Source organism: Oligella sp. HMSC09E12 (assembly GCF_001808505.1).
GTDB classification, from domain to species: Bacteria; Pseudomonadota; Gammaproteobacteria; order Burkholderiales; family Burkholderiaceae_B; genus Oligella; species Oligella urethralis.
The window spans coordinates 51,776-65,787 of sequence record NZ_KV793615.1 but is presented as its reverse complement, the minus strand read 5'-3'; the positions used below and the strand labels follow the sequence as shown (position 1 = coordinate 65,787).

General features: G+C 47.9%; 10 protein-coding genes. 3 read left to right on the top strand and 7 right to left on the bottom strand.

The features are described from left to right. Positions 1 to 27: 27 nt before the first annotated feature. The 5 genes from tagF to tssJ are packed head-to-tail and all read right to left on the bottom strand — an operon-like array spanning position 28 to position 7,590. Positions 28 to 756: a type VI secretion system-associated protein TagF gene (gene tagF, locus HMPREF3179_RS10415; protein WP_070471106.1), complete on the bottom strand. Its 729-nt coding sequence runs from the start codon at positions 754 to 756 to the stop codon at positions 28 to 30. Between the two features lie 2 nt (positions 757 to 758). Further along, positions 759 to 4,388 (bottom strand): type VI secretion system membrane subunit TssM, encoded by a 3,630-nt coding sequence (gene tssM, locus HMPREF3179_RS10410; RefSeq protein ID WP_070471104.1) that lies wholly within the window; start codon positions 4,386 to 4,388, stop codon positions 759 to 761. Continuing rightward, the gene (locus tag HMPREF3179_RS10405; RefSeq protein ID WP_070471102.1) at positions 4,385 to 5,680 is read right to left on the bottom strand and encodes a DotU family type VI secretion system protein; all 1,296 of its coding nucleotides are present in this window, start codon (positions 5,678 to 5,680) and stop codon (positions 4,385 to 4,387) included. The genes tssM and HMPREF3179_RS10405 overlap by 4 nt, the downstream gene beginning before the upstream one ends. Positions 5,681 to 5,685: 5 nt before the next feature. Continuing rightward, entirely contained in the window at positions 5,686 to 7,032 is a 1,347-nt protein-coding gene (gene tssK, locus HMPREF3179_RS10400; protein WP_070471100.1) for a type VI secretion system baseplate subunit TssK, read from the bottom strand. A 33-nt stretch (positions 7,033 to 7,065) separates the two neighbouring features. Then, positions 7,066 to 7,590 carry a type VI secretion system lipoprotein TssJ gene (tssJ, locus tag HMPREF3179_RS10395; protein ID WP_371441422.1) on the bottom strand — a complete coding sequence of 175 codons (525 nt, stop codon included), beginning with the start codon at positions 7,588 to 7,590 and terminating at the stop codon, positions 7,066 to 7,068. A gap of 169 nt (positions 7,591 to 7,759) precedes the next feature. Here tssJ and HMPREF3179_RS10390 point away from each other — a divergent pair, with 169 nt between their 5' ends. Next, positions 7,760 to 8,272, top strand: a complete 513-nt coding sequence (locus tag HMPREF3179_RS10390; RefSeq protein WP_141742747.1) for a TssQ family T6SS-associated lipoprotein — start codon at positions 7,760 to 7,762, stop codon at positions 8,270 to 8,272. 42 nt (positions 8,273 to 8,314) lie between these two features. Beyond that, positions 8,315 to 9,292 (top strand): FHA domain-containing protein, encoded by a 978-nt coding sequence (locus tag HMPREF3179_RS10385; RefSeq protein WP_070471096.1) that lies wholly within the window; start codon positions 8,315 to 8,317, stop codon positions 9,290 to 9,292. A 44-nt stretch (positions 9,293 to 9,336) separates the two neighbouring features. Here HMPREF3179_RS10385 and HMPREF3179_RS10380 read toward each other — a convergent pair whose 3' ends face one another. Together HMPREF3179_RS10380 and tssH are read right to left on the bottom strand one after the other, a co-directional pair. Then, positions 9,337 to 10,041: a fumarylacetoacetate hydrolase family protein gene (locus tag HMPREF3179_RS10380; protein WP_070471094.1), complete on the bottom strand. Its 705-nt coding sequence runs from the start codon at positions 10,039 to 10,041 to the stop codon at positions 9,337 to 9,339. A 95-nt stretch (positions 10,042 to 10,136) separates the two neighbouring features. Beyond that, complete coding sequence (gene tssH, locus HMPREF3179_RS10375; protein ID WP_070471093.1) at positions 10,137 to 12,776, bottom strand: type VI secretion system ATPase TssH; 2,640 nt, start codon at positions 12,774 to 12,776, stop codon at positions 10,137 to 10,139. Positions 12,777 to 12,920: 144 nt separating this feature from the next. Here tssH and tssG point away from each other — a divergent pair, with 144 nt between their 5' ends. Continuing rightward, positions 12,921 to 13,964: a type VI secretion system baseplate subunit TssG gene (gene tssG, locus HMPREF3179_RS10370; RefSeq protein WP_070471091.1), complete on the top strand. Its 1,044-nt coding sequence runs from the start codon at positions 12,921 to 12,923 to the stop codon at positions 13,962 to 13,964. Positions 13,965 to 14,012: the final 48 nt, after the last annotated feature.

Below are 14,012 nucleotides of genomic sequence, written 5' to 3'. Positions count from 1 at the left end.
AATCTCAATCTTTTAAAATTAAACTAGTTAAGCAAGAAAAAGCGTTTTAAATAAGGCGGCATTCGGTGAACCACCATGCACTTGTGCACGCAAAGCCGCACCCGTTGCCTGATTGGTCCACCAATAACTGTTGCTACCTTGGGGCTCGAAAAAATTCGCTAAATTGGGCCAGGAAGAACCCTCTTCCTCTAGCTGCTCAGTCGGCGCTGTGCTATGCCCCTCATTTAAAATGGACAAAATATCATCACCACAGGATGGGGTAGCTACTGCGCTATGACGCTTCAGCATGGCCGTCATGGTTAAACTGATATCCGCCAGACTACGATCGAATTGCTCCACCGAACAGCCCAAGGACACAGCTTGTAATAAGGACTTACCAATTTGCTGATAAAATCGTGCAGAACCTGCAATAAGCTGTGGCTCAAAATAGCTCGGTGGCACATATAAGCTAACTAATAAAGGATAGAGTCTGCCGACCCGATCGCGACTAGGCGCAACACAACCAAGCTGCACCACATCACAACCATGACTGGCAGGCAGCGCAAAATTCCAAATCGGTGCATGAAAAAACAGGCTTTGCTTAGCAGCACCCTCTTTAACACTAGGCAAACCCAACTCCAACCACCGATGCCACCAATTCACTAATTCTGAACTAAGACGTCGCCGCACAAAATCACCGGCAGCAGGCAGTTTGCCGTACCAGCCTAAGGCACGACTCAGATCATCAATACTCGGCGTATAAGCTGAAGATGACATCCCTAGTTTCTCCCCGGACAGACAAAGCTACGCATTTCATTTAAACGAAAAGGACTTTTAGCCGAATAGGCCGTAAATTCCAAGGTGACACTTCTACCCCCTAAGGAAAAAGTAGCAATGGTTACCTCGGAAGAGCGCCCTTGACGGAGGGACGCACGATCGAGTAGACGATTTAAGGCCCACGGGCCAGAGGTTGATAAACCGGAGCTACCCTGCTGCGTACTGGCACTCATCGACACCTGATTACTACCGCGTTGGCCTGGCCAATCCATAGTCACCCCAACTTGTGGACCATGCTCATAAGTCAACACCTGACCGTCCACATCCAAAATAAATTGCATAATGCCGGGATCCATATCTAGCGGACGAATAGACACTTTGTAGGAGGGCGCAGGATTACCCGCTGAAAAATACACATCCCGAATCACACTGGCTTTTTCGAAGGAGGATAAGAAACGGGCAATATCACCTTTGCTACCATCAACACCTGGTTTAAAGCGCCATGGACGTGTACTCATATCGACTAAATGACTGATATTTTTCTGAAAAAACTCATCCATCATCTGCCCATGGCCAAAGAAACGGGCAAAGTCATTAGGTGCAATATCACGTGTCGACTGACTAAAGGGATAGCGTCCTGCAATCGCCTGCCGACAAAAATTGCCCAAAATCGCATCCACATCTTCGCCTACATTTTTTTGCTGCACCGAATTCACTGAGGCTGCCGCCTGCACGGATAAATCATTGAGCATCGAACCAACCGCAGGCGGCAAACGACCTGACTCGGCCTGTAATTTAGAAATCACGTCCGCTGTGGGTAAAGGTGTTTTGGTTCTAAGCGCCGTATCCGCAGCCGTTAAGTAGGTATATAGCTCACTTAATAAGCTCACGGTTGAATCAATTGGCGGGGCGCTATTTTGACCCACGCTGGTCGCCAATTCGCGGTATTGTACAAAGTGACGATCCACCAACTCTTCTAAACGCTCTGGCCCCGCATCAGTGCGCACTAAATTACCGGCACCGACCGGACCAATAATGCTGGTCAATGATGAGGTGGTGCTCGTAGCTCGTTCACGGGCACGATCGACGATGGAGCGCTCATTCTTATCATCGCTTCGTAATAAGGTAGTTTCATTTGCCACTGACTGCACAAAACGGGTTAAGGGCGAATTGGAAGAAGATAAGGTACGTGCCAATTCAATCGCGCCGACCAAGCTATCAGGCACTACCACGGCCACATCTGCTAAAAAAGCATCCCAATGCTTAACATACTCATTAAAGTAGATCACGCGCACATCTTCGACTAATTTCTTATCACTACCATCAGCGAGCTTCTTAGCTTCAGCATCTAAGACCCATACATCATCCTCTCGCAAACGAATGGTTTCACGCTCAACCCGCTTATCAAAGACATTCCAGTAACCATTAAAAGAGAAAAAGGCCGGCACCCCCTGATTTAAGGGTTTACCACTTTCTCTTTTAAAGACAGAGGCCGCCTGCGAACCGCCCAAACTAATCACACTCATCGGCGTACTGGCTTCGGCAGTGAGAATACGCTCAATCCGACTATAGGCACGGCGTGCCATCGACACCCGGTTTAAGTTATCACGCACCTCCGCAATCAACGCCTCATCTTTAGGGAAAGGCGAAACCAAAACACCGCCACCCACCAGATTATCAATATGCTTTTCTAGCAAACGATACTGCTCGGTCGTGAAATTGCTGGGTAATACCGCATTCAAATCCGCCAAAATCCACGTCTTCATATAAGAGGCATCGTAGTGCTCAGGCTCATACATCATCAAATACGCCCGCAATGCCTCATACGATAATTCCAAATCCGCAGGACTGGCTTGACGCAAAGAAGCCTCAACCCGTTTTGCCACTTGTGGCAATAAGACATTTTTCAACGCATCCTGATAAACACTATTGGCAGCTGCCTGGATTTTATTACCTTGATAAAGGCCAAAATGGTAGCCCCAGGGACTGTCATCAACTTTAAAATCAGCGCCATCCGGCAATAACAAGGTACTATTTAAAAAAGGTAAAACCGTCAGCACATCCCCAGTTTGAGTGATCTTAATATCCTCCGACAGCTTTTGTAGTGGTGGTAGTTTGTCTTCAACCTGTGCCAGATAGCTTTTATTTTTAAAATAACTATTACCCCACACCAATAGCGCTACCGCAAAGACAGAGGCCATCACAGCGTAGGCTGTCCACTGAATCTTGCGCTTACGGCGCTCCCACTTAAGATTCAAGCCGGCTAAACCAGCCTCTTGGAACACCACCTCTTGTAGCAGCTTTCTTAGGAAGAAACTTTTACCGCCCTCAGTCGTTGACAGGCCCTGCTGTTGCTGCATACCGTCAAGCCGCATATAGCGTTTTAACTGCGCCGTGACCTTATCAAAACCTAAGCCACCTTGGGTACCACTGGTGAAATACACCCCGCGCGGAATGACTCGTTGCTCGAATTTGGAATTTGAAAAGACATCATTTAAAAAGCTGCCTAAGATCATTCGCAAATTAGCAAACTGTTGTGGTAGGGCATACGCTAGCGCTCTATGCTTTTCATCGCCCGTACGCATCATCACATCGGGCAATGAGTCAAACAGGCGCTCCTGCAGCAGCAAATACTCTTTATCAAAGGCGGGTAGCAGCTCAAAGCCTTTAGCTTGCGACTGCTCATAGGGAATGGTAAAGCCCCATACCTGCTGCATTTCCTCCATACTCAAGTCATTGAAATAAGACTCGAAGCCGTTGAGCAAGTCCACTTTGGTGACCAGCACATAGACTGGAAACTCAATCCCTAATTCATTCCGTAATTCTTGTAAGCGCTGCTTTAACACTAAGGCATGCTGTGCTCTATCCGTCGCATTAGCACTGAGCAGATCGGCAACACTCACGGTTAACATCACGCCGTTAATCGGTTGACGGCCACGGTACTTGGTCAGTAGATTAAGAAAGCCCTTCCACTCTTTTTCATCGCCTGTCGGATCACTTTCATGCGTGTTATACCGTCCTGCCGTATCCAATAACACCGCTTCATCGGTAAACCACCAGTCACAGTTACGCGTACCGCCAACCCCTTTGAGCGCCACCTTACCGAACTTTTCGGCCAAGGGAAAGTTTAATCCTGAATTAATTAAGGCTGTGGTTTTACCCGAACCGGGTGCACCGATAAACACATACCAAGGCAATTGATACAGATATTGCTTAGAAAAACGCGCCAAGGGCGAGCGCTCAGTACCCTGTTCAAAGCGTGCATGCTTTAATAAGGTGACGGCCTCATTAAATCGCTCGGCAAGAATCTTAATCTCTTCCTGCTCTGCTGCCGGTAAATCTTTGATCGCAGCGTCATTTCTAGGTTGACGAATTTTGCCTAACAGCTGTGCATTTAAGCGCCCTTCACGCCATTTACGCCAGATCAGTCTGAGTAACCAAATCCCGAAAATTGCCGCAATCAAATAAATGCGTACTTGCCTATCCTCTAAGGGATACCATTGCCCCACCGCAATCGATGGACCAATATACCAGATCAGCCACGCCAAGATAAATAAACCCACAAAAGTCCATAAGCCGCGGCTAAAAATAAAACTTAATATTCGACTGGGTAAATCAAGTAACCAACTCATCGCTGCGGCTCTCTTAACTGACTTTGTTCACTCACGGGTGAGACTAATAAGGTAATTTCAACTCGACGATTTTTAGCACGGTTTTCAGGCGAGTCATTCGGCGCCACCGGCTCTGCCTCACCCCGACCCTCGGCGCGCACTCGATTCGGCTCACGCAAACGGGATTCTAATAAAGCCTTGACCGAATCCGCACGCGCTTGCGATAGCTCCCAGTTCGATGGAAACTGCAGCGTTCTAATCGGCACATTATCGCTATAACCCGTAACCAAAATCGCACCGACCGTGCCATTTAAGGCATCCGCCACGCGGCTTAACACCGGTAAGAACTGTTGTCTTACCTGCACTGAGCCGGACTCAAACAAGCCATCACCTCGGAGCACCACCACACTTCGATCCGCTTCATCACGCACGGTCAATAAATTCTCACGAATTTCAGGAGCTAAAAAGGTAGCTAAACGATCGGGTACCGGTACCGTACGTCGCTCTACTGGCGCCTGTATTTGCATACGTGGTGGCTGCACACGGACAATCTGAGAAAATAACTTATCGGATGAGCTACCCAATAACCAAGAAAAGCCGAGATACGCCAAGATGCCAAAAAACACCCCCGCCAGGGCCACCACCCAAAGCGGGATGGGTAAGCGTTTGACCTGATTTAAGATAGCCTCAGCTTGCCAATGGGGTGATAAGGCATGTGGATACTGCCCGCGTACATTTTTGAGGGTTAAGAGCAGGCGTTGCTTTAAGGTTTCTAGCTGCGTGCGGCCGTTATCCATCACCCGATAACGCCCTTCAAAACCCAGCATTAAGCAGAAATACAGTAACTCTAATAAATCAATGTGGGTACTAGGATTTTGTGACAGCTTAGCCAATAACTGGAAAAACTTCTCTCCGCCCCAGGTCTCATTATGAAAGGTGACCAATAAGCTCTTGCCTGACCATTGCCCGTGACCGCCCCATGGGGTCAAGGCACATGCCTCATCCAGCGCTGTACAAAGACAATAACGCGCCCCCAGAATGGTTTCATTTGGCACCCCGGCATGCTGCGCTCTTAGCTCAAACTGTCGAATCTCATCGACCAGTCGCTCACGCAACAAGTCCAAATTCTCATGCGATTTGGAGTTTCTAAGCTGAGGAATCAACACCAATAAGGGATTGGCGGCAGCCACTAAAGGGTTAGAACCACTGATAACATAATCGTCCGGGCGTAGCTCATTCGCCTGTGCGGACTGAAAAACACCGGCCGCTCCCCACGGCCCCATTTTAGAATCGCTATAGTCTGAAGAAGACATTTTGCCTACCTATTTTTATTACGTACGGCCCAGAACTCCATTTCTAACCCTGGAAACTCGCCCGCCAAATGCAAAGCTAACACACCTGATCTGGCAAACTGCTGCCATAAATCACCGCTTTGTTGGAATGCAAAATAAACATAACCGGAGTGATACGGTAATTGCGGTGGAATTTGCTCCACACTTTGTACATTCACACCCGGCAATTGCAAATGCACCAGATCACGAATCCGCTCAACCGGACCGAATTTTGCTTGTGCTGGGAAGTGCTTGCGTAAACTATCCATGGGCATATCGGCTTTGACCCCGAGAATAAATTCCGCTTGCTTAATTAGGTTCAGATCCGTTAATTGAGCCACCCGTAAACCATGCCCTTTATCCACAAACTCAATGACCTCATAAGGATCATCCAAGACAATATTCAAGGCCGCATTTAACTGCCCCATCAACGGCGCAAAAGAGGCCTGCAAATCATCATGATCATAGTGTGCGAACTGCTCCATGGCGCGCTGCTCACTTAAAAACACCGCCATTTCATTTAATAGCATTTGTAAGTTGCAAAAAAAGCCTTCGGGGTGATGATAATTCGAGCTAAGTAAATGATGAAAATAGGCGTGATAACGATTAATCACACTTAACATCATCATTTGGGTCAATGAACTACTGCCATTTTGTATGGCTGAAGCGGATAAGCGACGGGATAAACGCTTAACCTGCTCGTTTAATAAATCCACCGCCGTGATCAGAAAACTCAACAGATTATTTTTAACTTCAATAAAATTTAAAGTCGGTGGAATATAAGCTGTATCAATGACTAAGGCATTTTTACTATCGCGCCCTTTGATTCGCGCAATCGGCAAAAACTCATAATTGGCGTCCACTTGACTGGCTAATAGCAAACGAATTTGTAAACGCCCCAACTGCAAATTAACCGCACCCAAGGTAGTATCGCTCGTATCCACAATCTCCTGCTCCGTCACTGCATATCGTGCCAGCAAATCCTCACCTTCTTCAAAGGCAACCTGCTGTCTAGAGGCTTGACGTGTAGGAATGGCCACACCGACCAATTCATTACTAACCGCCTGTGGCACAGCTAAGGACACGGACGGTGTGGACTCATCGACCACAAAGCTGGTGCCATCTTTAAAAAAGCCTTTAGCCCGTGTCAGCCCCACACGACCTTGAGCAAAACCCTCCGTATCTAACTGCAACTCACTAAAGCCCCAAAAATAATGATCTGCCTGCTGTGAGCGAGCCACCAATTGACGCTCTAAATATCGCTCTTGTTGTTGGAAATGCTGAGGCCGCAAAAACATGCCTTCAGACCAAATCACTTTATCAAAACTATTCATATTTAATTTAAATTTAAACTACTATCTTTGTCTTTATTTTTGCTCTGCTGGTCTGATTTGCAAGGCATTACGCTCGACATCGACTTTAATCACAGCGGCACTTGGTGAAAACTGCCAAAACTTATAGATATTGGTGCTTTTAGCCGCAGGCAGTTCAACCGTCATACGCCATTGACTGTTGTCCAGATCACGATAGGCCGCCACAATGCCCAACACCTTAGCGTCGACATTGCCATGAGCCGTAATGCGCTCCGTTTTACCCGGGGTCAAAATCACGGAATTCACATTGAGCAGCTGATCACCGAGGGCGGCACGCGCATCTTTCTGTAAGGAAAAAAAGTCACTTAACTCAAAGGCATTTGTTGTTTTTAGCTCATACACCGTGACTTTAATGGGTGAAGGCTGATGACGACCACCGGAATTCACATTCTTTGCTGCGCTTAACTCAACCACATACGGCACCGCCAACTTAGACTCTGTGGCTGCACAACCCGCCAACAACACCGTACTGGTCAAGGCCGCCACAGCCAAACTTTTTCTACACATCATCTGCATCATTGCACCTTCTTCACAAGCACTCTGTCTTGTAAAACATTCATGACTATTAAATAAAACCGTAACAATCGGACTTTAGAATGGTTAAGCGATTAAGCTATCCCACTTGTTGGTTTTCTATTATCAACAAGAATTATTACAAGAACATTTCTAGTACAAGATCATGATGTTTATGCAAAAAAGACTTACACTGATGATTAGCGGCGCTGCCCTCAGCGTCTTATTAAGCGCTTGTGCAGGCACTTCAAAGGCACCTGAAGCCCCTAAAATGACGCCAGCGGAAACCATTTTGTTAGAACAAATTGAAACGCAATTCCACGAGGGCGATTACAAAAAAGTCATTGCAACCATCAAGCAAGCGCCTGAAACCAGCCTAGGCGGTCAGGCTTTTCGTACGGAGGCTTTAAAATACAAAGCCTTTAGTGAATGCGTCAGTCGTCAGCCACGCAACTGCCGCAACAGCTTTAGACAGTTGTTAGAATTGGATCCTAGCTTTGAGCTAAGTCCAGCTGAGGTCAATCATCCGCAATGGGGTAAAGTCTATACCGCTGAAAAGAAACGTGCTGATGCCGCGATGGCTAAAGCACAAAAGAACGGCGCTTTAGAAAAAACGACCACGATGCCGCGCTCAGAAATTCGGGTCGGTCCACGCCAGCGTCCTAACACCAATGCTAAAAGTAATTAATGCAGGACGCAGCAACGCAGACGCTACTCATTTACTGGTACCATGAAAATTACGGTTCACAATCAATCTAAGTCATTTGAGCGAAGTTTTGACCTAGTCAGCCCGGGCTTAACCATCGGCAGAAGCCCGGAAAATCATATTGCCCTAGCGGATCCCTCCCTCTCTATCAGCCTGTTTCAAGCGGCGATCACAATAGATGATGCGGCTCAGATTAGCATTCGTAATTTGGCGCTGACACCAATTCTAGTTGGCAACCACAGCCTCAAAGTGGGTGAGACTATGGTCTTAAAAAGCGACAGTGAGTTTAGTTGCGGTGATTTTTATTTTAATATTAGCGTAACTGAAAGCAATAGCTTGGCGCCACAAGTGCCCCCTGCACAGCAAGCCACTCAACGCCCGCTCAAAGCACCGACGGTGATGCCGATGCCGGGTACTGTCGAGATGCCGACGGCGACGCACCACCTTGCTCCAAATCCCGTCGCAGTGGCGCCGCTTGCGGAAATCATTAATCTGAGCCCCCAGCAGCCAGTGCCTGAACAAAATTCCGTGTTTGAGCCCTTAGTTGAGGCAACTACTGAACTAAGGAGTGATATCGAGCCATCACCCCCGCCGTTCACCGAACTCGGCACGGCGACTCAGCTAGCATCTGAATCCGCTGCCGACAACAGCGCCTCCATTTTTGATAGCTTATTTGATGGCGCTGGTGTTGTACCCGTAGGAGCAAGCGACATCAATTATGATATCCACCCCTTTGATATGACTTCAGGTACTGTCCGTAATAGCCATGATCCCCTGGCTGAATTACAGGGCATTGCCTTAGACGATAATCTTAGTAAGGACCCGCTAGAGCGCCTCAGCCGCGACGGCATTGAGCATCAGAAAAAAGATATTTTGCAAGACCAGCGCCCCAGCACCCTACTACATGCGAATGAGCAAGAGCTAACAAGCAATCATGCCACGCTCGATCATTTGGACACGATTCTACTTGAGCTAGCTCAACAAAAACGACTCGGGAAATAGCAATTTCCCGAGTCACATCATAGAAGAAATGGTGTACAGCTAGTTTACAGCACCTTAACCTGAATGCTTTTTAAGCCCTCTATGCTGCCGACCATCACATCACCCGGCTTGACCGCACCCACACCCTCTGGGGTACCGGTATAAATCAAATCACCTGGGTGTAACTCGACGTACTCGGAGAGGCGTGAAATCACCTCAGACAGGTTCCAAATAAGCTCATTTAAATCAGCCTCTTGTACGGTATCGCCATTAAGTTGGAGCTCGATTTTGCCTGCGTTTTTACTGCCAGCAAGGGCTTTAGGACTAATCTCCCCGATAACCGCAGCCTGATCAAAGGCTTTGGCCATCTCCCACGGCTTACCACCCTTTTTGAAGTCATTTTGTAAATCACGCCGCGTCATATCCAAACCGGCAGCAAAACCGTAAATATAGTCTTCTGCCTGCGCCACGGGGATATGTTTGCCTTGCTTGCCAATCGCCACCACCAACTCAAATTCATAATGCAAATTTGAGGTTTTGCTCGGATACTGAATCGTGGCGATAATACCCTCTTTAGCAATCACAAAGGACTCCTGATCATTTGCTTTGCTAAAGAAAAAAGGTGGTTCCTTATCCGGATCGGCACCCATCTCACGGGCATGACTGGCGTAATTACGACCAACGCAATAGACCCGACGTACGGGGTACTTAGCCTCCTCACCAACCACTGGTACGGCTACACGCTCAGCCACTTCAACAACATAGGACATGATTCTGCTCCACAAAAAATTTGAAAGATTAGTATCCCATCAGTGTATACCGAGCTGCGCCTCGACGCCACTCACCACAGCCTTTTGTTTTAAGTTCAACTGTAATGAAAGACAAACTCACTATCTTCAGCACTTAAGCTTAAACGCTGAATTGCATCACCCGCCATCGCCGCTTCTAAGATACGACGACTGACTTTAGGCAAGACAGAGCTATTTAAAATCGCATCAACCATACGACCGCCTGACTCCACTTCGGTACACCGATCCACAATTAACTGCACTGCTTCCGGCGCCACCACTAACTCAATCCCATGGTGCTCAGTCAGGCGCTTCTGAACACGCGCCAACTGCAAGTCCACAATTTTAGCCAGCATATCATCAGATAGTGGGAAGTAGGGCACCACTGCCAAACGCCCCAACAAGGCGGCCGGAAAGACGTTCAGTAAGGGCTCACGCAAGACGGCTGCCAGTCCTTCGGCATCCGGCATCAATTCAGGGTCTTTACACACCTCCATAATGCGCTCTGTGCCCACATTGGAGGTTAAGATAATCACCGTGTTTTTAAAGTCGATGTAGCGCCCCTCGCCATCTTCCATCCAGCCTTTATCAAAGACTTGGAAGAACATTTCATGCACATCTGCATGCGCTTTTTCCACTTCATCTAAGAGCACCACACTATACGGACGACGACGTACCGCCTCCGTTAGAACACCACCCTCACCGTAACCCACATAGCCCGGAGGGGCGCCTTTTAAGGTAGAAACAGTGTGCGCTTCTTGAAACTCGCTCATATTAATCGTGATTAAATTCTGCTCACCACCATACAGCGTTTCTGCCAGCGCTAAGGCGGTTTCCGTTTTACCTACACCGCTAGGGCCACAAAGCATAAAGACAGCGACCGGCTTGTTCGGATCAGTTAATTTAGCACGCGAGGTTTGAATACGTTCGGCAATCGCTGTTAGGGCATGTGATTGGCCAATCACACGTTGCTCCAAGGTCGTGGCTAAATGCAAAATCGAGTTCGCTTGATCTTTGACCATGCGACCGACCGGGATGCCTGTCCAATCAGCCACCACTGCGGCTACGACAGCACCATCGACTGCCGGGAAAATCAATGGCTGCTCACCCTGCTGACTTAATAACTCCTCTTGCAATTGCTGCACCCGCTGCAACATCTCCGCACGCGCTTCCTCACTTAACTCCGACGCCTCTCGTAGGCTACGACGTAGCTCAAACAGCTCCGATGCCAAGCGCTGCTCAGCCTCCCATGCCGCCTGTAAAGCAAGCTGTTGGGTCTCGGCCTCCTTAAGCTCCTGCTCAATTGCTTCAATGCGTGCTGCCTCACCCAGGCCCAAGGCTAATTCTCGTTCAGCAATGCCTTTTTCTACCGTCAAATGCTCAATCTTGCGATTCAAATCCTCCAAAGCAGCAGGCTGTGCATATTGGCTCACCGCAACCCGCGCACATGCCGTATCTAGTAAAGCAACGGCTTTATCCGGTAGCTGACGTGCTGGAATATAACGATGCGATAGCTTAACCGCTGCTTCTACCGCTTCATCCAACAGCAGCACTTGGTGATGTGCTTCTAATTTATCGACTAAGCCACGCAACATAATCAGTGCTTTTTTCTCATCTGGCTCATGCACTTGGATGGTTTGGAAACGGCGCGTTAAGGCAGGATCCTTTTCAATGTATTTTTTGTACTCCGCCCAGGTGGTGGCACCAATGGTGCGCAACTCACCCCGCGCCAAGGCAGGCTTCAGTAGATTGGCGGCATCACCAGTACCGGCAGCACCACCCGCACCGATCAAGGTATGAATCTCATCAATAAATAAGACAATGGGCTTTTCACTGGCTTGCACCTCATCAATCACGGCACGCAAACGGGACTCAAACTCACCTTTCATGCTGGCGCCTGCTTGCAGTAAACCAATATCTAAGAGATACAGCGACATATCACGTAATGATTCAGGCACATCGCCCTTGGCCAAACGTAAGGCAAAGCCCTCGACCACAGCCGTTTTACCCACCCCCGCTTCACCCGTTAATAAGGGGTTATTTTGACGACGGCGCATCAGAATATCCACCATTTGACGGATTTCTTCATCACGTCCGGAAACGGGGTCAATTTCATTGTTGCGTGCACGCTCGGTCATATCGACCGCATATTGCGCCAACGCTGATGGCTGCCCGCCCCCGCCCGTACTGGCTGCAGCAGTACCGATTTCGTCTGTTCGCAAAGCCGCCGTTTGATGATCCTCGGCAGAGCCTTTAACAATTTGATTTAACTTATCCGCCAACACATCGGGGATAATTTTTTTAAAGGCGGGACTAATCCCATACAGTACATTGCGTGAGGAATTACTTTTTAAAATACCGAGCATTAAATAAGCACTGCGAATCCGTGCATCGCCATATTTTAAGGAGCCGTAGACCCATGCCCGCTCAGTGGCGTTATCAATATGTTCGGACAAATCGGATATTGAGCTAGCACCCTGTGGCAGCTCCTCAAGCGCAACGATAATCCCCTGCTCTACATCCTCAGGGCGGATTTCAAAATAACGTAAGATTTTTTGTATATCAGTATCATGCTCATGCATTAATTGGTGCAACCAATGCACTAATTCCACATAGGGATTGCCACGTAATTTACAAAAAGCAGTTGCCCCCTCAAGCGCTCGATAGAGGGTAGGATTTAATTTGGCAAACAGATCAGCACGATTAATTTCTGACATCTTAAACTCTTAACAAACTTGATACAAAAGCACAATAATGAAGCTGATTTTAAAGCCCCAATCTTGCACTTTGATGACAGTTCTTAGATTCATCAAATTGCAATAATTATTCGCTAAACTGCACGCTTCACTGTGTTGTTGCATATGAGCAAAAATCGTACTGTCACCACCCCCAAGGATCTCGTTGCGCTAAATGACTATTGGCACACACTCGAAGCCGATCCCTACGCCCATAGTTTTTATCAAGTACTGCGTTTTATTGACGCACGTAGTGATTTATTAAAACCTATCGGCCGCAACAGCCTGCCTAAGCATGAACCGGTTAGGCTGCGCCAAGAGCCGTCCATGTCGTTTGCGCCCTCTAACCTCACCAAGGTGGAGCGCAAACCCGGTCGTCCTAGCACCATCTCGATTTTAGGCTTTGGTCTCTTCGGTCCCAACGGTCCGCTGCCTTTACATATTACTGAATATGTACATGAGCGTATCCATCATCATAAAGATCATACGCTGTCAGCCTTTGCGGATATTTTTCATCATCGCTTAATCACCTTGTTTTACCGGGCCTGGGCCGACTCACAAACCACTGTTAGCTTGGACCGCAAAAACTCCGCCTTTAGTCGCCATGTTGCTAGTTTAATCAGCATGGGCATGGACTCCCTGTTGGAGCGCGATGCCATTTATGATCATGTGAAATTTTATTTTGCTGGTCATTTAGCGCGCCAAAGCCGCAATCCCGAGGGCCTAGTCTCCATACTTAAGCGCTTTTTTGGCATAGAGGTAGCGCTTAAAGAGTTTATTCCACAATGGATTGAACTTCATCCCGAACACCAAATTCAACTAGGCCAAAACCCAGTCGCCCTTGGTAAGGATACGATTTTAGGCAGTAAAGTCAAAGATGCACAGCATAAATTTCGTTTAGAACTGGGCCCCTTGTCCTTGGCGCAATACCGTCGTTTTTTTCCTCAAGCACAACAATCCAAGGAGCTAGTCAGTTGGGTACGTCAATACATTGGCATTGAGCTAGCGTGGGATGCACGTTTATTATTGGATAAAGATGAGATTCAAGGGCTACGCCTAGGTCAAGGTGGTCGTTTGGGCTTAGAGAGCTTTTTAGGTCAGCGCAACCCAGAACGCGGTCATTTTGGGGAATTAATTATTGATTATGAGGCACGTCAAGGCTCGGCCTAAAAAAAGAGCGCCCTACAGCGCTCCCTCGGACTCTGTCCCTAGCCAGAG